Origin of the sequence: Defluviimonas aquaemixtae, assembly GCF_900302475.1 — a bacterium.
Taxonomy (GTDB): domain Bacteria; phylum Pseudomonadota; class Alphaproteobacteria; order Rhodobacterales; family Rhodobacteraceae; genus Albidovulum; species Albidovulum aquaemixtae.
In genome coordinates, this window is sequence record NZ_OMOQ01000001.1 from 423575 (window position 1) to 440025 (window position 16451).

Below are 16451 nucleotides of genomic sequence, written 5' to 3' on the forward strand. Positions count from 1 at the left end.
CCCGCAGACTTGACGCTTGGCGCGGTCGAAAAGCGCTCGACCGGGTCAGGTGCGCCGACTAAACCTTGACCAGATTTCGAACGGACGTAGGAGGGATGACGAATGGCGCGCACAGTGGTGATCGAGGTCCACGGCGGGCCGGAGGTTCTGAAACTCGTCGAACGTCCCGTTGCTGATCCCGGCCCGGGCGAAATCCGCATTGCCCAGAAGTCCTGCGGGCTGAACTACATCGACGTCTATCAGCGCATGGGGCTCTACAAGCTGACGCTGCCTTCGGCCTTGGGGATGGAGGCCGCGGGCGTGGTCGAGGCGGTAGGTGAGGGCGTCACCCACCTCAAGGAGGGCGACCGCGCGGCCTATGCTGCCAGCCCGCCCGGCGCCTATACCGAAGCGCGCGTGATGCCCGCCGGGCAGGTCTGTCCGCTGCCCGACGGCATCTCCTTTGAAGAGGGCGCGGCGATGATGCTCAAGGGGCTGACCGTCGACTATCTATTCAGCCGCACGACGCCAATTTCGAAGGGCGATTGGGTGCTTTTCCACGCCGCCGCCGGTGGCGTGGGGCTGATCGCCTGCCAATGGGCGAAATCCGAGGGCATCGAATTGATCGCGACCGCCGGTTCGGACGCGAAATGCCAGATGGCGCTTGATCATGGCGCCGCCCATGCGATCAACTACCGGACCGAGGATTTCGCCAAGCGCGTGCGCGAAATCACGAATGGGCGCGGAGTCGACGTCGTGATGGATTCGGTCGGCAAGGACACGTTCGAGGGCTCGCTGAACTCGCTGCGGCCGCTCGGCATGATGATCTCGTTCGGCAACGCCTCCGGCCCCGTGCCGCCTGTCGACATCCTGACGCTCGCCGCGCGAGGATCGCTGAAGATCACGCGGCCCACGCTCTTCACGCATATCGGCGATCACGCGACCTGCCAAGAGATGGCGGGGCGGCTATTCACGAAGGTGAATTCGGGCGCCGTCAAGATCGAGATCGGGCAGCGGTTCGCGCTCGATCAGATCGCTGAGGCCCATCGCGCGCTCGAGGCACGCAGGACGACCGGTTCGACGGTGCTGACGCTTTAGGCGTCACTCGCCGACCTTGCAGCGCTTGCCAAGCTGGGAGCCGCCGCAATTTCCGGCGCCAAACGCGTTGACCTTGATCGTCCGTTCGCCGCCTGCGGGACGGATCGGCCCGCCCGTTTCGGGATCGGGCTGGCTGGCGCCGAGACCGAACCGGCCGAGAATGCCGGTGAGCAGTCCAAGCGCGCCGGCCGAAGGTTCGCCGGTCGCCTCTGGCACCGATACTGCTGCCGCCTGCGCCTCCGGCGCGGCGGACATCTTCTCGATCAGGCTCCGCATCTCCTCGAGCTTGGCCTTGCCGGTCTCGTATTCCGCCGCGTCTATCGACCCTACCCGCCGGCTCAGTTCGAGCGCGGCTTCTTTCATCTTGAATTGCGTCTCAATCGCTTCGGTCCGCTGGTCGTGCGCGGCCTCCCGGACGCGCCGGTCCGCCTCGGCCTTCTGGTTTTCGGGCGCAACCTCGGTCGCGTCGCTGCCGATCCCTGCGACGGGCACTTCCAGCATGCGGTTCAGCCGGTCGTAGTCGATCTGGTTCAGGAGGTCGACGATCGTCGCCTCGTCGGCGCGGGCGCGGACCGAGATACGGATTTCCTCGCCAATCTTGCCCGTGAAGGCCCGGTAGTCACGTTCGCTTGCGCCTGCGCCGAAAAGGCCAAGCTCCTCCCGGAAGGTCACGCCGCTGACGATCGCGAACCCCTCCTTGCCGTTCATCGCCTCGAGATTGCTGGCCGCCATCTTCATCGCCATCCCGGCGAGGCCGCCCGCATCGCCCGGCGTCAGGCGGGTGAGCTGAAGCGAGACGAGGTCGTCCGGGCTTTCGTAGACATAGATCTCCGACTGCTGGCGGCGGATCCGCGCCGCATCGTCGGCCTTGCCGAGCGCCTTCAGGACCGGGTCGTCCGCGATTTCCTCTGGCAGGAGGTCCGTCGCCGATTTCGCCTGCTTAGAAAGCAAGACGCGGTCTGCATCGCTCCAGTCGCGCCTCGTCCAGCCCTCGGGCGCGTCGGGGAGATGTCTGCGCATCGGCCCGGCGAGCAGGTCGCGCCGCTCGGCCGCTTTCGCCATCGCGTCCTGCTGGCTGAGGAACCGGCCGGAAATCGTCTGTCTGTAGGCGTCGAAGCCGAACATGCCCGGCCCCTCCCCGGACAGCCTTGCCTGGTTCACGTAGTCGACGCCCGCGACCGCGACCCCGGCGATCACGACGAACGCACCCAGAAATATTTTCGACACAGGCTCGGACCCCCGCAACGTTGTCACCGCCCGCAAAAGTCGCGCTGAAAGGCGGCTTCAATAAGGCTGCGAGGGGAAATTTTCACGCAGTTCGGAAACGGTTACGAGGTCCGCTTCAGAGCATTCCCGGCACGACCAGATCGGGCGGGCGGTGGCCGTCGGCGAAGGTCTTGATATTGATGATCACCTTCTCGCCCATTTCGACCCGCCCCTCAACGGTGGCGGAGCCCATATGGGGCAGCAGCACAACGTTGGTAAGTTCCCTCAGGCGCGGGTTGATATCCTTGCCATGCTCGTAGACGTCGAGCCCCGCCCCCGCGATCTCGCCGGTCCGCAGCATCCGGGTCAGCGCGTTCTCGTCGATCACCTCGCCGCGCGAGGTGTTCACGATAACCGCCGTCGGCTTCATCAGCTTAAGCCGACGCGCGTTCATCAGGTGGAATGTCGCGGGCGTATGCGGGCAGTTGATGGAGATCACGTCCATCCGGCTCACCATCTGGTCGAGGCTTTCCCAGTAGGTCGCCTCAACCTCCTCCTCCTGCTCGGGCCGGAGGCGCCGACGGTTGTGATAGTGAATTTGCAGGCCGAAGGCGTGCGCTCGGCGGGCGACCGCCGTGCCGATCCGGCCCATGCCGAGTATGCCGAGCCGACGCCCGCCCACGCGCCCGCCCATGAAGGCGGTGGGCGCCCAGCCCTGCCAGGTCCCGGCCTGCATCACCGCGAGCCCCTCGGGAATGCGCCGCGTGACGGCGAGGATCAGCGCCATCGCCATGTCGGCCGTGTCCTCGGTCACGACACCCGGCGTATTGGAAACGAGAATGCCGCGCTGGCGGGCGGACTGCACGTCGATATGATCGACGCCCGCTCCGTAATTCGCGATGAGCTTCAGCTTGTCGCCGACCTGGGCAAGCAGGTTCGCATCGACCTGGTCGGTCACACAGGGCACAAGCACGTCGGCCCCCCGCGCGGCCGCCACCAGCTCGTCGCGGGTCATGCGCTCGTCGGGATCGCGCAGCGTCACGTCGAAAAGCTCCTTCATCCGGGTCTCGACGACCTCGGGCAGGCGTCGCGTGACGACAACACTCAGACGCTGCGATCCCATGGTCCTTCGCTCCTCTCTTCCATTGCCGCTTCCCTGCTGGCAAAGTGCCGCCGAACGGGGCAGGCCACAAGCCCCGAAACACCATTCGGCGCCTGGGCGCCGCCAACGAGCAGGACATGACCGGACGACTCTTCTCAAGACCGTTGCGGGCGATCGCCCTGCTGGCGCTGCTATGCGCCGCGCCGGGGGCGCCGACACATGCGCAGACGGATCGCGCACGCGGCCCCGTGACGAACCTGCCCCTGCCGCGCTTCGTCTCGCTGAAGGCGTCCGAAGGCAACGTCCGCCGGGGTCCGAGCCTCAGCCACCGCATCGACTGGGTCTTCAAGCAGCGCGACCTGCCCTTGCGCGTCACCGCAGAGTTCGGACACTGGCGCCGGGTCGAGGATCACGAGGGGCAGGGGGGGTGGATATACTACAGTTTGCTCTCCGGCGTCCGCACCGTCCTGTTCGAGGCCGAACGGACTCCGCTCTACGCCCGTCCGGACCCGGTCTCGCAGGTCGTGGCCGAGGCCGAGGCCGGCGTCATCGGCCGGCTTGGTGAATGCGGCGCGGATTGGTGCCGGATCGCGGCGGGCAGGCAAAAGGGCTGGGTCGAGAAATCGGCGCTCTGGGGCGTCACGTCAGACGAACTGCGTGATTGACCGGGCATCGCCCACAAAATCGGCCGGGATCGCCACGCCCTCTGGCATGACATAGGCAGCAACGACTATCCCCAATCGGCGCGCTGGCCGGCCGAAACCATCTGCATGTTCCGGCCTAAGTCGGGCGAGGTCATCATCGCACGCGCCAACTTCGCCGCGTTGAACGACGCGGCCTTTCCGGCGGCGGGCCATTGGTCGTTCACGGTGTATCGAATTTTCAATGGTGAGAGCGAGGCGACGAGCGATGTCACCGTCTCCGATGGGGCGGTCACTTTTCACCGCACCGCGAGTGGTCTCATATTCGAGCTAGTAGAATACTGGCCCGACCCGTTCGAGCCATCCGCGTGGCAGGATCCTGGGTCAGTCACGCGTCGCCAAGTGAGCGTCGAGCCGTTTGCAGGCCTCCGGCTCCGCTGCTAGAAGGCGACCGCATCGTATTCGGGTAGGTCTCATGGGGCGGCAAGAGCTATCCCTCAACATCTCGGCGGGCGTCGCCTCGGTGACGGTGGCGGTTACGCTCGTCGTCCTGAAGCTCTGGGCACTCGGAGCAACCTCGTCGCTTTCGGTCGCAGCCTCGCTCGCCGACAGCGCGCTCGACCTGATGATGTCGCTCGGCGGGCTCACCGCGATTCTCTACGCGGCGCGGCCCGCGGACGAGGACCACGCCTTCGGCCACAGTTCGGTCGAGGACCTCGCCGCACTCGCGCAGTCGGTCTTCATCTTGATCTCCGGCGCTGTCATCGGGGTGTCGGCCGTGCGCCGGCTTCTTGCCGACGCGCCGCCGGCTCTCGCGGCGGAGGGCAGGGGCATCGCCATCATGGCGGTCTCGATCGTGCTCACCTTTGCGCTTGTGCTCTGGCAACGGCGGGTGGCGCGGCGCACGCGTAACCGTGTCGTGGCGGCGGATTCGCTGCACTACATGTCCGACCTCGTCCCCGCGGTGGGGGCGATCCTTGCGCTCTGGGCGTCGTCGCGCTTCGGCATAGGCCAGGTCGACAGCGTCGTGGCCCTGGGTGCCGCGGTGTTGCTGGTCATCGGAGCGCTCAGGATCGGCAAGGGTGCCTGGGACGCGCTGATGGACCGGCGCGCCGATCCCGCACTGATCGAGGCCATCGGAGCGCTCGCGCGCGCCTGGCCCGGCGTGCGGGGCTATCACGACCTCAAGACCCGGATGGCTGGGCACCGGGTCTTCGTGAACATCCATATCGAGCTCGACGGCGACCAGAGTCTGCGCGAGGCGCATGCGATCGGCGCGGGGCTGAGGCGGAAGATCATCGAGACCTATGCGCATTGCGACGTAATCGTGCACAAGGACGTGGCGGACGAAAGCTGATGCCGCCCGCGGCGCGATACGGTCGGGCGCTGGGTTCCATGGCGAGCGTGAGCGTTGGTATTGGCTAGAGGGGCCGATGACGGCTTCGAGCCCAAAACAGACAATTCGAGACTGCAAATTGTGGGTCGCCTGAAATTATTTGGTAGCCCGGATGCCGGCTATCTGAATATTGCTGCGTAACGTGGCGCAAAGAATTTGGTGAACGCCTTTACCTCCTGGCGTCGGTAGGCATCTGGTGCGATCAACATCGTGACTGGCCTGGACAATTCTTCGATGTTGCCGAAACAGCGCAAGAGCGTGTCCTGAGTGTCAGCCCATCTTGCGTGAACAAGGCCCAATCCGTTTCCGGCTTTGATAGATGAATACATCAGGTCTATTTCGCTGAAAGTCGCAACAATCTGATCAGGCAACACGTGTTGATGCAGCCAGTTGTGCAGGACGTCAGGTACGTCATTGCGCTTGAAGGTGACAAAGCGGTGGCCGCGCAGGTTGTCCAGAGATTTCGGCAACCCGAACTGATCGGCATAACTTTGCCCCCCGTACAAAGCGAAATGTTCAGTGCCGATTTTCCGGCAGACAAGTGACTCGTCCGGTTCGCTCGCGCTCACGCGAAATGCGATATCGGCCTCGCCCTCGGCCAGATTCAATAACTTTATGCTGTGAACAAACTCAATTGCGATCTCGGGATGCAACGTGCTGAATTCGGTGAATATCTCCATTGCCCGGTCGGAAAAGTACCCCGGCGCAGTTATGCGAATGGGCCGTTGTTCAGCCAGTTCTCGGGTTTTGATGGCAAAGTTTCTTGCGGCCTCCTCAATGACCTCAGCCAGCGGGGACAGGCTGCGCGCATTTTCCGTTGGCCTAAAGCCCCGCGTATCTCGGTCGAACAGTGTGAGACCGGTCTGATGCTCCAATGCTTCGATGCGCCGCGCCACCGTTGGCTGCGCAATACCCAGCTTGCGTGAAGCCGCCAGCGTCGAGCCTTGCCTGAGCACTGCCAGAAACACACGCACGTCCGACCAATTCCAGAACTCGGTCTTCATTTTTGTAGAACAGCACAATTTCTTACATGATACCAGCAGCGTCGGCCGTGGCTCATCCTGCTAGAAAGGAGAGAGACCATGTTGGCACCGTTCGACACCAACCTTCTGAAATACAGCGCCCAGCACCTGCAATCGTGGACGGAGGCTGAACGCGGTGCAGCACGGCTGACCCCGAAGCCGCGCCCAATCCGCCGGTGGATCATTTCCTGGTGGTTGACACTTACCTCGCGGCGCACATGCCAATTGAAGCCAGCGCCGCGCGATCGGACACTTTGCTGAAGCGCGGCTATCAATTGCACGAGAATGCAAACGTCCATTCAGCCGCTGAGTCCGCTTTGCACCGCAAACCGTCCCACCCGATCAGGTGGCCTGACGAGAAAGCCCCGCCGAAGCGGGGCTTTCGATGTCGCATGCCGCCGCAGCGCACTACTGGGGGATGTCGCCAGAAATCCCCTCGACATAGAAGTTCATGCCCAGAAGATCGCCGTCCGGCGCGGTCTCGCCCTCGGCAAGCCAGGCCGAGCCGTCCTGCTTGTTCAAGGGCCCGGCGAACGGGTGATAGGAGCCGTCGGCGATTGCGTCGCGCATCGCCTCCGCCTCGGCCTTGACCTCGGCGGGCACCGCCTCGGTGATCTCGCCGATCTCGACCTCGCCGCCGGAGATGCCTTCCCAGGCGTCGACCTGTTCGTAGCTGCCGTCCAGCAGTGCGCCGACGCGCTTGACGTAGTATGGTGCCCAGTTGTCGATGATCGACGAAACGCGCGGGGTCGGCTTGTACTCGGCCATGTCGGAGGCTTGGCCGAAACCTATCACGGCGCCGTTCTTCTTGGCCGCCTCGGCCAGGGGCGCCGTCGAGTCGGTGTGCGAGGCGATCACGTCGACGCCCTGTTCGATCATTGCCTTGGCCGCGTCTGCCTCTTTCGCCGGGTCGAACCATGTGTAGGCCCAGATCACCGAAAGCTGGACGTCCGGGTTCACCTTCTTCGCGTGGATGTAGTACGAGTTGATCCCCATGATGACCTCGGGGATCGGGAAGGACGCGATGTAGCCGATCTTGTTCGACTTGGTCATCCGCCCCGCGATCGTGCCCTGCACCGCGCGGCCTTCGTAGAAGCGCGCGTTGTAGGTCGAGACGTTCGGGTGGTCGCGCTTGTAGCCGGTCGCGTGCTCGAACATCACGTTCGGAAATTTGGCTGCGACGGCGTTCGTCGGATCCATGTAGCCGAACGAGGTCGTGAAGATGATGTTGCAGCCCGATAGCGCCATCTGGGTCAGCACCCGTTCGGCGTCCGCGCCTTCCGGCACGTTTTCCTGGAACGCCGTCTCGACCTTGTCGCCGTAGGCTTCCTGAACGGCCTTGAGCCCCTCATGGTGCTGGAAGGTCCAGCCGCCGTCGCCGATCGGCCCGACATAGACGAAGCAGGCCTTGACCTTCTCCATCTGCGCCTCGGCGGTGCCGCCGAAGGCGAGCGCGAGGCCCATCGCGGCGGTCGCGAGCAGGGTTCTTCTTTTCATGTTACTCTCCCGGTTGGTCGGGGCTTTGGCCCCGGTGGTTTGGCCTCAATGCGAGGCATGGAAGTTCTGGCCAAGACTGGCGGGCGCGTTGAGCGAGGCACGACCGCGGCCAGAGGACATGATGACCAGCACGAGGATGGTTATCAGATAGGGCGACATCGACAAGTACTCGACCGGAATGCGCGCCCCCGCAGCCTGAAGATTGAGCTGCAGGACGGTGATTCCACCGAACAAATAGGCACCGATCAGAACCCGCCAAGGCTTCCAGCTTGCGAAGACGACGATGGCAAGCGCGATCCAGCCCGCTCCGGCGGTGATTCCGTCGGTCCACTGCGGCACGCGGACGAGACTAACATACGCGCCGCCCAGGCCCGCCATGGCGCCGCCGAAGAGGATGGCGAACACGCGGATGCGGATAACCTTGTAGCCAAGCGCGTGGGCCGCGTGGTGGCTTTCGCCGACTGCGCGCAGAATCAATCCCGCGCGTGTGTATCTTAGAACCGCCCAGACGCCTGCGACGATGGCGATGGAGCCATAAACCATCCAGTCGTGGCTGAAGAGCACTCGGCCTGCGAATGGGATATCGGCGAGCGGCCCCATCGGCACCGCGCCCGTCGCGGGCGGCTTGATGCCTACGTAGCCCTGCCCGATGAGGCTCGACAGCCCCAACCCGAAGAGCGTCAGCGCAAGGCCGGTCGCCACCTGGTTGGCGAGGAAGAGCTGGGTGAGCAGCACGAAGATCAGGCTCAGCGCCGCCGCTCCCAGCGCCCCGCCGAGGAAGCCGAGGAAGGGGCTGCCGGTTTCCACAGCCGTCGCGAAGCCACAGATCGCGCCCATGATCATCATCCCCTCGACCCCGAGGTTCAGGACGCCCGCCTTTTCCACCACCAGTTCCCCGATCGCAGCCAGCATGATCGGCACCGACGCCACCATGAGCGAGGCGATGAGAACCGACGGTGTAATGCCGTAGAGATCCATCAGCGGGCCTCCTTCGCGAAGAGCATGAAACGGAAGCGGTAGTTCGAGAGGAGGTCCACCGCGAGCAGGAAGAACAGGAGCATCCCCTGGAAAGCCTGGATCGCCGCCGATGGCAGGCCGAGCATGAATTGCGCCAGCTCGCCGCCGATATAGGTGAGCGCCATCAGCAGGCCGGCCAAGAGGATGCCGATCGGATTGAGCCGCCCGAGGAAGGCCACGATGATCGCCGTGAAGCCGTAGCCGACGTTGAAGTCGATGGAGACCTGCCCCGCAGGTCCGGACACCTCGAACATCCCAGCAAGCCCGGCGAGCCCGCCCGAAATCGCCATGCAAAGGACGACGAGCTTGTTGGGGCTGACGCCGGCAAAGCGCGCCGCACGGGGCGCCTGTCCCGCAAGCTTGATCTGGAAGCCGAGGATATGGCGTTGCAGCAAGATGTAGGACGCGATCACGGCGATGAACGCCGCGACGACGCCCCAATGCATGCCGGTCCCGGCAATCAGCTCGTGATTGGCCGCCGCATTGTATTGGCTGAGATTGCGCGATCCTGGGAACCCGCCGCCCTCGGGGTTGCGCAAGAGGCCAAGCGACATTGAGGCGAGGATATTCTCAGCGACATAGACTAGAAGCAGCGAGACGAGGATCTCGTTGGTGTTGAACTGCGTCTTCAGGATCGCCGGGATCATCGCCCATAGAAGCCCGCCCAGGGCTCCTGCGATAACCATCAGGGGAAAGATATAGAAGGCATCCAACGGGTAGAACGCGAGGCCGACACCGGCGCCGAAGATCGCGCCCATGATGTACTGGCCCTCGGCGCCGATATTCCAGATGCCCGCCCGGAAGCCCAGCGACAGGCCGATGGCGATCAGGATCAAGGGCCCCGCCTTCACCAGAAGCTGCGGCCGCGAGTAGGCGGCGAACTGCTCGTTGAACAAGGGATCCCAGAAGATCGTGCGGATCGCCTCGACCGGATTCTTGCCCAGAAGCGCGAACATCAGCCCGCCCGCGATCATCGTCAGGATCACGGCAAGGAACGGCGTTCCCCAGGCCCAGAACTTCGACGGGGTCGGGCGCTTTTCAAGGATGAGCATGGTGGAGCACCTCCGCTTCGTGCATGCCGTGCGCTCCGCCGAGCATCAGGCCGATCTGGTCGATGGTGAGGCCTTGGGTTGACACCGGCTCGGACAGCCGCCCTTCGTTCAAGGCCGCGAAGCGGTCGGCGATCTCCATGATCTCATCGATGTCCTGGCTGATCACCACGACCGCCGCACCCGCGCCGGCGCGGTTCAGGAGCGCCTGCCGGATGAAGGCCGCCGCCGCCGCGTCCACGCCCCAGGTGGGCTGGTTGACGACGATCACCTCCGGCTCCTGCATGATCTCGCGGCCGAGGACGAATTTCTGAAGGTTGCCGCCCGACAGTGCCCGCGCCGCCGTGCCGATGCCCGGCGTGCGGACGTCGAAGGTCTTGACAACGTCCTCGGCATAGCTGCGCGTTCCCGCCCAATCAATGAAGCCCCTCGTTGTCAGGTGTTTGCGCACCGCAGCCGACAGAAGCGCGTTTTCCATCAGTGACATGTCCGGTGCAGCGGCATGACCCAGCCGCTCTTCCGGCGCCGCGCAGACACCGTCTCGGCGCCGCTCGTTCGGGCCAAGATGGCCAATGCCCCTACCGTGAATCTGGACCGTGTCCGATGCCGTCCGCAGTTCGCCCGAAAGCGCGAGCAGAAGTTCGTCTTGCCCGTTGCCCGCAACGCCGCCGATTCCCAGGACCTCGCCCTGCCTGACCTCGAAGCCCACATCCTTGAGGCTCGTGCCGAACGCGCTCGGGCTCGCGACCGAGAGGTCTGTCACCTTCAGCGCCACCGGACCCGGTTCCGCCGCCGCCCGTTCGGGTGCGTTCAGTGTCGCGCCGACCATCATCTCGGCCATTTCGCGGGCCGAGACGTCCCTCGGCGTGCAGGTCCCCACGACCTTGCCGCGCCTCAGGATCGTCGCCTCGTCGCAGAGCGCTTTGATCTCCTCGAGCTTATGGCTGATATAAAGGATCGACGTGCCTTCGGCGGCGAGCTTCCTGAGCGTCTCGAATAGGATGTTGACCTCCTGCGGCGTCAAAACGCTCGTCGGCTCGTCCATGATCAGAAGCTTGGGGTCCTGCAAGAGACAGCGCACGATCTCGACCCGCTGCCGTTCGCCAGCCGACAGGTCGCCGACGAGCCGCGACGGGTCGAGGGGCAGGCCGTAGCTTTCCGACACCTCGCGGATGCGGCCGGCGAGTTCCCGCATAGGCGGCGGGTTGTCCATGCCCAAGGCCACGTTCTCGGCCACGTTCAGGGCGTCGAACAGGCTGAAATGCTGGAACACCATCGCGACGCCCAGCGACCGTGCCTCGCGCGGCTCGGACGGCGCGTAATTCTCGCGGCGGAAGGTCATCCGCCCCCCATCAGGCTTCACGAGGCCATAGATCATCTTCACGAGCGTGGACTTGCCCGCACCGTTCTCGCCGAGAAGCGCATGGACCTCGCCCACGCCGATCTTGAACGATACGTCGTCGTTCGCCTTAACTCCGGGATAGGACTTGCTTATCCCCTCGATGCTCAGAAGCGGTTCCCTCGTCATCCCGCGCGCTCCTTGTTCTGTGTCTGGCTGGCGGTTCTTTCTTTAAGAAGCGCGGCGGCCACGCCGACCGCAATCGCCTGTGGATGCTTTCCAAAGCCCGGATCGCCAATCGGACAGCGGATACGCGCGATCTGCTCTTCCGGATGCCCGAGCGCAGCAAGCCGTGACCGGAACCGCGCCTTCTTCGTCGCCGATCCGATGAGGCCGAGGCTCCTGAAGCCGTGGCGGAGCAGCCGGTGGCAAATCTCCAGGTCGAAGGCGTGCGAGAAGGTCAGAACCAGATGTTCTGCGTTGACCGGAGCCTCCACCGCCAGATCGGCCGGGTTGGCGGCGACCCGCTGCACGACGCCCTCGGGCACGTCCGGAAACCGGCTTTCATCCGTGTCGATCCAGGTGAGCCGCAGCCCCGGCAGGGGTCCCAGCACCTCGACCAGCGCCCGGCCGACATGGCCTGCGCCCCAGATCCAGATTTCGCGATCAGGCACCGTCGCCGGCTCAACCATCCAGCCCTGCGCGATGCGTGCGACGGGCCGGAATCCTTCGCCGCGCGCCCGGTTCAGGATGCGCCGCACCGCGAGAGGCATCTCGCCCGCCGTCCCCGGGAGCGGCCGCACGACGACCGTGCCGTCCGCCAAGCTCTCAAGCCGGGCGTTATCCCAGACCTCCGACAGAAGAACGACCGCGCCGCCGCAGCACTGTTGCAGCGCGGGGCCAAGAGGCATCCGGTCCAGCCGGTCGCCCGTGCCGTCGGCGAGCATCTTCCGCGCCCGCGCCGTCGCCTCGTATTCCAGCGCTCCGCCGCCGATCGTGCCCTCCTGACCCCCGGCCCAGACGATCATCGCTGCGCCCACCTCGCGCGGAGCCGATCCCATGACCTCCGCCACGACGACGCGTACGACCGCGCCATGAACGGCCACGGCCTGCACCAGTGCGCCACGTTCGAAGCTCATCGTCCTATCCCCCTTGCCCGCTTCACTGCCGCCAGCACTGCTTCGGCCGTCGCGGGCGCCTGAAGGTCGGGATAGTACGCCCCGCAGGCGGCACAGGCATTGGCGAGCGCCGAGAAGACCGAGATCCCGAGCATGAAGGGCGGCTCGCCCACCGCCTTCGAGCGGTAGATCGTCTCCTCCCGGTTCTGCCCGTCCCAGAGCGTCACGTTGAAGATGCGCGGCCGGTCGGAGCAGGCCGGGATCTTGTAGGTCGAGGGCGCGTGCGTCATGAGCCGCCCCTTGCCGTCCCAGATAAGCTCCTCGGTCGTCAGCCAGCCCGCGCCCTGCACGAAGCCGCCCTCGATCTGGCCGATGTCGATGGCCGGGTTCAGGCTCGCCCCGCAATCGTGCAGGATATCCGTCCTGAGGATCCGGTTCTCGCCGGTCAGCGTGTCGATCACGACCTCCGAGACCGCCGCGCCATAGGCGAAGTAGTAGAACGGCCGGCCGCGCCCCGCCTTGCGGTCCCAGTTGACTTTGGGCGTCGCGTAGAACCCAGTCGACGAGAGGCTTACCCGCCCCATGTAGCAACGCGCCGCCGCCTCGGCGAAGCTCATCTCGTCGCCGCCGACGATGACCTTGCCGTCCTCGAACCGTACCTTCGCAGGCTCCGTCTGGTGCTCGTGGGCCAGATACTCCGCCATCCGCGCGCGGATCGTGTCGCAGGCCGCCTTCACTGCCATTCCGTTCAGGTCCGACCCCGACGACGCCGCCGTGGCCGAGGTGTTGGGCACCTTGCCCGTATCCGTCGCCGTGATCGCTACGTCAGAGACATCGACGCCGAAGGACGCCGCCGCGACCTGGCTCACCTTTCGGAACAGCCCCTGGCCCATCTCGGTCCCGCCGTGATTTAGGTGGATCGAGCCGTCGGAATAGACATGAACGAGCGCGCCGGCCTGATTGAGATGGGTCAGCGTGAACGAGATCCCGAACTTAACCGGCGTCAGCGCGATTCCTTTCTTCAGGATCGGGTTGTCCTTGTTCCACGCACTGATCGCCGCCCTGCGCCGGGCAAACTCGCTCGTCTCTTCGAGCTTCGCGACGAGCCCATTCAGGATGAAGTCCTCGACCGGCATGTGATAGGGCGTCGTCTGGAACCCGTCGGCCTTCGGCATCTTCGCGTCCGAGCGGATCATCGCTTCCGACCCGCGCGATGCGAGATCGACCGTGGGGTCGTCGGGCAGGGACTCATGCCCCGGCTCTGGCGCGGGCGCGACGCGCTCGGTCGCTTCGGCGTAGAAGTTGAGCTTGCGCAGCTCGAGCGCGTCCTTGCCGAGCACATAGGCGATGTGATCGATCGCCCGCTCGATCCCGAGCATCCCCTGCGGCCCGCCGAACCCGCGATAGGCGGTCGCGGACTGGGTGTTGGTCTTCAGCCGGTGGCTTTCGATCCGCACATGCTCCAGATGATAGGCGTTGTCGGCATGCAGCATCGCCCGGTCGGCGACCGGCAGCGACAGGTCCTGACTCCAGCCGCAGCGTGCAAGTTGCCGGAACTCGATGCCGAGGATGCGGCCCTCTTCCGTGACGCCCGCACGGTATTCGATGCGGAAATCGTGGCGCTTGCCGGTGATGGTCATGTCGTCGTCGCGGTCGTAGCGCATCTTCGCGGGTCTCCCGAGAAGCCGCGCCACGAGAGCGCACGACACCGCCAACGCGTTGCCCTGGCTCTCCTTGCCGCCGAACCCCCCGCCCATGCGGCGGCACTCGACGCGGACCGCATGCATCGGCAGACCGATGGCCTCGGCCACCTTGTGCTGAATTTCGGTCGGGTGCTGGGTCGAGGACTGGACGACAACGCCACCCTCGGCGGGCAGCGCGAGCGCCGCCTGACCCTCCAGATAGAAATGCTCCTGTCCGCCCATTTCGAAGCGGCCCTCGATCACGCGCGGGGCATCCGCGATGGCCTTGGCCGCGTCGCCCTTGGTCCAGACGACCGGTCCGCCCTCGAAGCGGCTGTCCGCCGTCATCGCTTCATCGACCGTCAGGTGCGCCGGAAGCTCCCTGTATTCGATCTTGCCCATCCGTGCGGCCTTGCGCGCGGCCAGGTGGCTCTCGGCGATCACAAGGAAGATCTGCTGGCCGACATAGTGCACCGTCCCCGTCGCCAGAAGCGGTTCGTCATGGATCGAGGGCGAGACGTCATTGGCGAAGGGCAGATCGTCCGCGGTCCAGACCGCCACGACGCCCGGCGCGGCGCGGACATCGGACAGGTCCATGGCTGCGATCTCCCCATGCGCGACGGCCGACAGGCCGAAGGCGAGGTGCAGCGTGTTGGCTGGCAAGGCGACATCGTCGATATAGCGTGCCCCGCCGGTGACATGCAGCAGTCCGGAATCGTGTGGAATGGGTTTCGCGTGGCTCATGGCTGCACCTCCAGCACCGAAACGGCGGCTCCCGACCGCTCGTGATAATAGCGCAAGAGCATGTTCTGCGCGCTCTCCAGCCGGTAGCCGGCCGAGCCGCGCATGTCGGTCATCGGGGTAAAGTCCTCGGTGAAGGCGGGCAGGGCGCCTTCGACTGTCTCGAGCGACCACGCCTTGCCCGTCAGCGCGGCCTCGACGGCGGCGGCGCGCTTCGGAATGCCCGCCATGCCGCCGAACGCGATCCGCGCGGCGGCGACTTTCTGGCCGTCCAGAGCGATATTGAAGCATCCACAGACGGCCGAAATGTCCTGGTCGAAGCGTTTGGACAGCTTGTAGCAGGCGAGCTCCGGAGCCGTGGCCGGCATCGTCACGGCCTCGACGAACTCGCCCCTTGCACGGTCCTGCTTGCCGTAGTCGAGAAAGAAATCCTCCAGCGCGATTTCGCGCCGCTCCGCCCCCTTCCTCAGATGCAGCAGCGCCCCCATGGCGATCAGCGCGGGCGGCGCGTCGCCGATCGGCGAGCCGTTGGCGATATTGCCGCCCACTGTCGCGGCGCCTCTTATCTGTTCCGACGCGAAGCGGCGCATAAGCTCGGCGAAGGCGGGGTGCGACTTCTCCGTCGCAGAGCGCAGCGCCGCGATCGTCACCCCCGCGCCGACGCGCCAGCCGTCCTTGGCCTTCTCGATCTTCTGCAGGTCCCGGCAGGCATGAAGGAACGCAACCTCGGGCAGTTCGCGAAGCTGCTTCGTCACCCACAGCCCGACATCCGTCGCGCCGGCGACCAGCACCGCATCGGGATGGGCCGCGTACCAGTCGGCCAGTTCATCCGCCGTCGCGGGCGCGAACGGCGCATGGCCACCCGAAAGCGCAGGCTCGTCCTCAACCCAGGCCGGCACAGGCGCCTTGGCGGCAGCCTCGGCCGCGCGAATGATCGGCGCGTAGCCGGTGCAGCGGCAAAGATTGCCGGCGAGCTGGTCGTCGTGATCGGTCGCGCCATTCTTGTGCGCGACCGCCATCGACACGACAAAACCCGGTGTGCAGAAGCCGCACTGGCTGCCGTGATGCTCGACCATCGATTGCTGGACCGGATGGATCTCTCCCTTGGGGCCTGTCAGCCCCTCGACGGTGCGCACCGCGCGCCCGTGAAGCTGCGGGAGGAAAAGGATGCAGGCGTTCAGCGCACGGCTGCCCGTCTCGTCGGTAACCATCACCGTGCAGGCCCCGCAGTCGCCTTCGTTGCAGCCTTCCTTGGTGCCAGTAAGTCCGCGTGTTTCGCGCAGCCAGTCGAGAAGCGTCCGGGTCGGGCACTCGCCCGACGCAGTCACTGGCGTTCCGTTCAGTAGAAACGCTATGTCGTTCATCGGATGAACCCGCCGCCTTCTCTTCCCTCCGGCCTTGTAGCGCACCCGCCCGATGCGGCGTAAAGCGGAAATGCGCGCCGGTCTCCCTGCCGTCATGAAGCGCCGATGCGCGCTCCAAGGCAAGCATTACTTTCGCGCAGAACCGATAAGCAGCTTCTTGGTTTGCCTGATAATCGTCAAAAGCCCGCCTATAAGTGTCG

The 16451-nt window shown here is 65.3% G+C and carries 14 protein-coding genes; 3 read left to right on the forward strand and 11 right to left on the reverse strand.

Going from position 1 to position 16451, the window contains the following annotated elements; genetic code table 11:
* The first annotated feature begins 102 nt into the window (after positions 1 to 102).
* Positions 103 to 1077, forward strand: coding sequence for a quinone oxidoreductase family protein (locus DEA8626_RS02110; protein ID WP_108851408.1), 975 nt, complete (start codon positions 103 to 105; stop codon positions 1075 to 1077).
* Between the two features lie 3 nt (positions 1078 to 1080).
* Here DEA8626_RS02110 and DEA8626_RS02115 read toward each other — a convergent pair whose 3' ends face one another.
* Positions 1081 to 2304, reverse strand: coding sequence for a hypothetical protein (locus DEA8626_RS02115; RefSeq protein WP_108851409.1), 1224 nt, complete (start codon positions 2302 to 2304; stop codon positions 1081 to 1083).
* 115 nt (positions 2305 to 2419) lie between these two features.
* Positions 2420 to 3406, reverse strand: a complete 987-nt coding sequence (locus tag DEA8626_RS02120; protein WP_108851410.1) for a 2-hydroxyacid dehydrogenase — start codon at positions 3404 to 3406, stop codon at positions 2420 to 2422.
* 116 nt (positions 3407 to 3522) lie between these two features.
* On the opposite strand from DEA8626_RS02120, the gene DEA8626_RS02125 reads away from it, so the two are divergent.
* Positions 3523 to 4050 carry an SH3 domain-containing protein gene (locus DEA8626_RS02125; protein WP_108851411.1) on the forward strand — a complete coding sequence of 176 codons (528 nt, stop codon included), beginning with the start codon at positions 3523 to 3525 and terminating at the stop codon, positions 4048 to 4050.
* A gap of 65 nt (positions 4051 to 4115) precedes the next feature.
* Here the strand turns inward: DEA8626_RS02125 and DEA8626_RS21225 are convergent, their stop codons facing one another.
* Positions 4116 to 4322, reverse strand: coding sequence for a hypothetical protein (locus DEA8626_RS21225; protein ID WP_219929153.1), 207 nt, complete (start codon positions 4320 to 4322; stop codon positions 4116 to 4118).
* Positions 4323 to 4501: 179 nt separating this feature from the next.
* On the opposite strand from DEA8626_RS21225, the gene DEA8626_RS02135 reads away from it, so the two are divergent.
* On the forward strand, positions 4502 to 5383 hold the full coding sequence (locus tag DEA8626_RS02135) for a cation diffusion facilitator family transporter (RefSeq protein ID WP_108851413.1): 882 nt from the start codon (positions 4502 to 4504) through the stop codon (positions 5381 to 5383).
* Positions 5384 to 5541: 158 nt separating this feature from the next.
* Here DEA8626_RS02135 and DEA8626_RS02140 read toward each other — a convergent pair whose 3' ends face one another.
* The 8 genes from DEA8626_RS02140 to xdhA all read right to left on the reverse strand — a co-directional run bounded on the left by DEA8626_RS02140 (position 5542) and on the right by xdhA (position 16251).
* The gene (locus DEA8626_RS02140) at positions 5542 to 6426 is read right to left on the reverse strand and encodes a LysR family transcriptional regulator (protein WP_108851414.1); all 885 of its coding nucleotides are present in this window, start codon (positions 6424 to 6426) and stop codon (positions 5542 to 5544) included.
* Between the two features lie 426 nt (positions 6427 to 6852).
* Entirely contained in the window at positions 6853 to 7941 is a 1089-nt protein-coding gene (locus tag DEA8626_RS02145) for a BMP family ABC transporter substrate-binding protein (RefSeq protein ID WP_108851415.1), read from the reverse strand.
* 45 nt (positions 7942 to 7986) lie between these two features.
* Positions 7987 to 8919 (reverse strand): ABC transporter permease, encoded by a 933-nt coding sequence (locus DEA8626_RS02150; RefSeq protein WP_108851416.1) that lies wholly within the window; start codon positions 8917 to 8919, stop codon positions 7987 to 7989.
* Positions 8919 to 10010 carry an ABC transporter permease gene (locus DEA8626_RS02155; protein ID WP_108851417.1) on the reverse strand — a complete coding sequence of 364 codons (1092 nt, stop codon included), beginning with the start codon at positions 10008 to 10010 and terminating at the stop codon, positions 8919 to 8921. The genes DEA8626_RS02150 and DEA8626_RS02155 overlap by 1 nt, the downstream gene beginning before the upstream one ends.
* On the reverse strand, positions 9997 to 11535 hold the full coding sequence (locus tag DEA8626_RS02160; protein ID WP_108851418.1) for an ABC transporter ATP-binding protein: 1539 nt from the start codon (positions 11533 to 11535) through the stop codon (positions 9997 to 9999). The genes DEA8626_RS02155 and DEA8626_RS02160 overlap by 14 nt, the downstream gene beginning before the upstream one ends.
* Positions 11532 to 12485, reverse strand: a complete 954-nt coding sequence (gene xdhC, locus DEA8626_RS02165) for a xanthine dehydrogenase accessory protein XdhC (protein WP_108851419.1) — start codon at positions 12483 to 12485, stop codon at positions 11532 to 11534. Before xdhC ends, DEA8626_RS02160 begins: the two co-directional genes overlap by 4 nt.
* Complete coding sequence (xdhB, locus tag DEA8626_RS02170) at positions 12482 to 14890, reverse strand: xanthine dehydrogenase molybdopterin binding subunit (RefSeq protein WP_108851420.1); 2409 nt, start codon at positions 14888 to 14890, stop codon at positions 12482 to 12484. The genes xdhC and xdhB overlap by 4 nt, the downstream gene beginning before the upstream one ends.
* Positions 14887 to 16251, reverse strand: coding sequence for a xanthine dehydrogenase small subunit (xdhA, locus tag DEA8626_RS02175; protein WP_108851421.1), 1365 nt, complete (start codon positions 16249 to 16251; stop codon positions 14887 to 14889). Before xdhA ends, xdhB begins: the two co-directional genes overlap by 4 nt.
* Between the last annotated feature and the right edge of the window lie 200 nt (positions 16252 to 16451).

Excerpts from the sequence above, each read along its gene's own strand:
- DEA8626_RS02110 (WP_108851408.1), top strand. The coding sequence starts at position 103 with ATGGCGCGCACAGTGGTGATCGAGGTCCACGGCGGGCCGGAGGTTCTG.
- DEA8626_RS02160 (WP_108851418.1), bottom strand. The coding sequence starts at position 11,535 with ATGACGAGGGAACCGCTTCTGAGCATCGAGGGGATAAGCAAGTCCTAT.
- xdhB (WP_108851420.1), bottom strand. The coding sequence starts at position 14,890 with ATGAGCCACGCGAAACCCATTCCACACGATTCCGGACTGCTGCATGTC.
- DEA8626_RS02150 (WP_108851416.1), bottom strand. The coding sequence starts at position 8,919 with ATGGATCTCTACGGCATTACACCGTCGGTTCTCATCGCCTCGCTCATG.
- DEA8626_RS02140 (WP_108851414.1), bottom strand. The coding sequence starts at position 6,426 with ATGAAGACCGAGTTCTGGAATTGGTCGGACGTGCGTGTGTTTCTGGCA.
- DEA8626_RS02145 (WP_108851415.1), bottom strand. The coding sequence starts at position 7,941 with ATGAAAAGAAGAACCCTGCTCGCGACCGCCGCGATGGGCCTCGCGCTC.
- DEA8626_RS02135 (WP_108851413.1), top strand. The coding sequence starts at position 4,502 with ATGGGGCGGCAAGAGCTATCCCTCAACATCTCGGCGGGCGTCGCCTCG.
- DEA8626_RS02155 (WP_108851417.1), bottom strand. The coding sequence starts at position 10,010 with ATGCTCATCCTTGAAAAGCGCCCGACCCCGTCGAAGTTCTGGGCCTGG.
- xdhA (WP_108851421.1), bottom strand. The coding sequence starts at position 16,251 with ATGAACGACATAGCGTTTCTACTGAACGGAACGCCAGTGACTGCGTCG.
- DEA8626_RS02125 (WP_108851411.1), top strand. The coding sequence starts at position 3,523 with ATGACCGGACGACTCTTCTCAAGACCGTTGCGGGCGATCGCCCTGCTG.
- DEA8626_RS02120 (WP_108851410.1), bottom strand. The coding sequence starts at position 3,406 with ATGGGATCGCAGCGTCTGAGTGTTGTCGTCACGCGACGCCTGCCCGAG.
- xdhC (WP_108851419.1), bottom strand. The coding sequence starts at position 12,485 with ATGAGCTTCGAACGTGGCGCACTGGTGCAGGCCGTGGCCGTTCATGGC.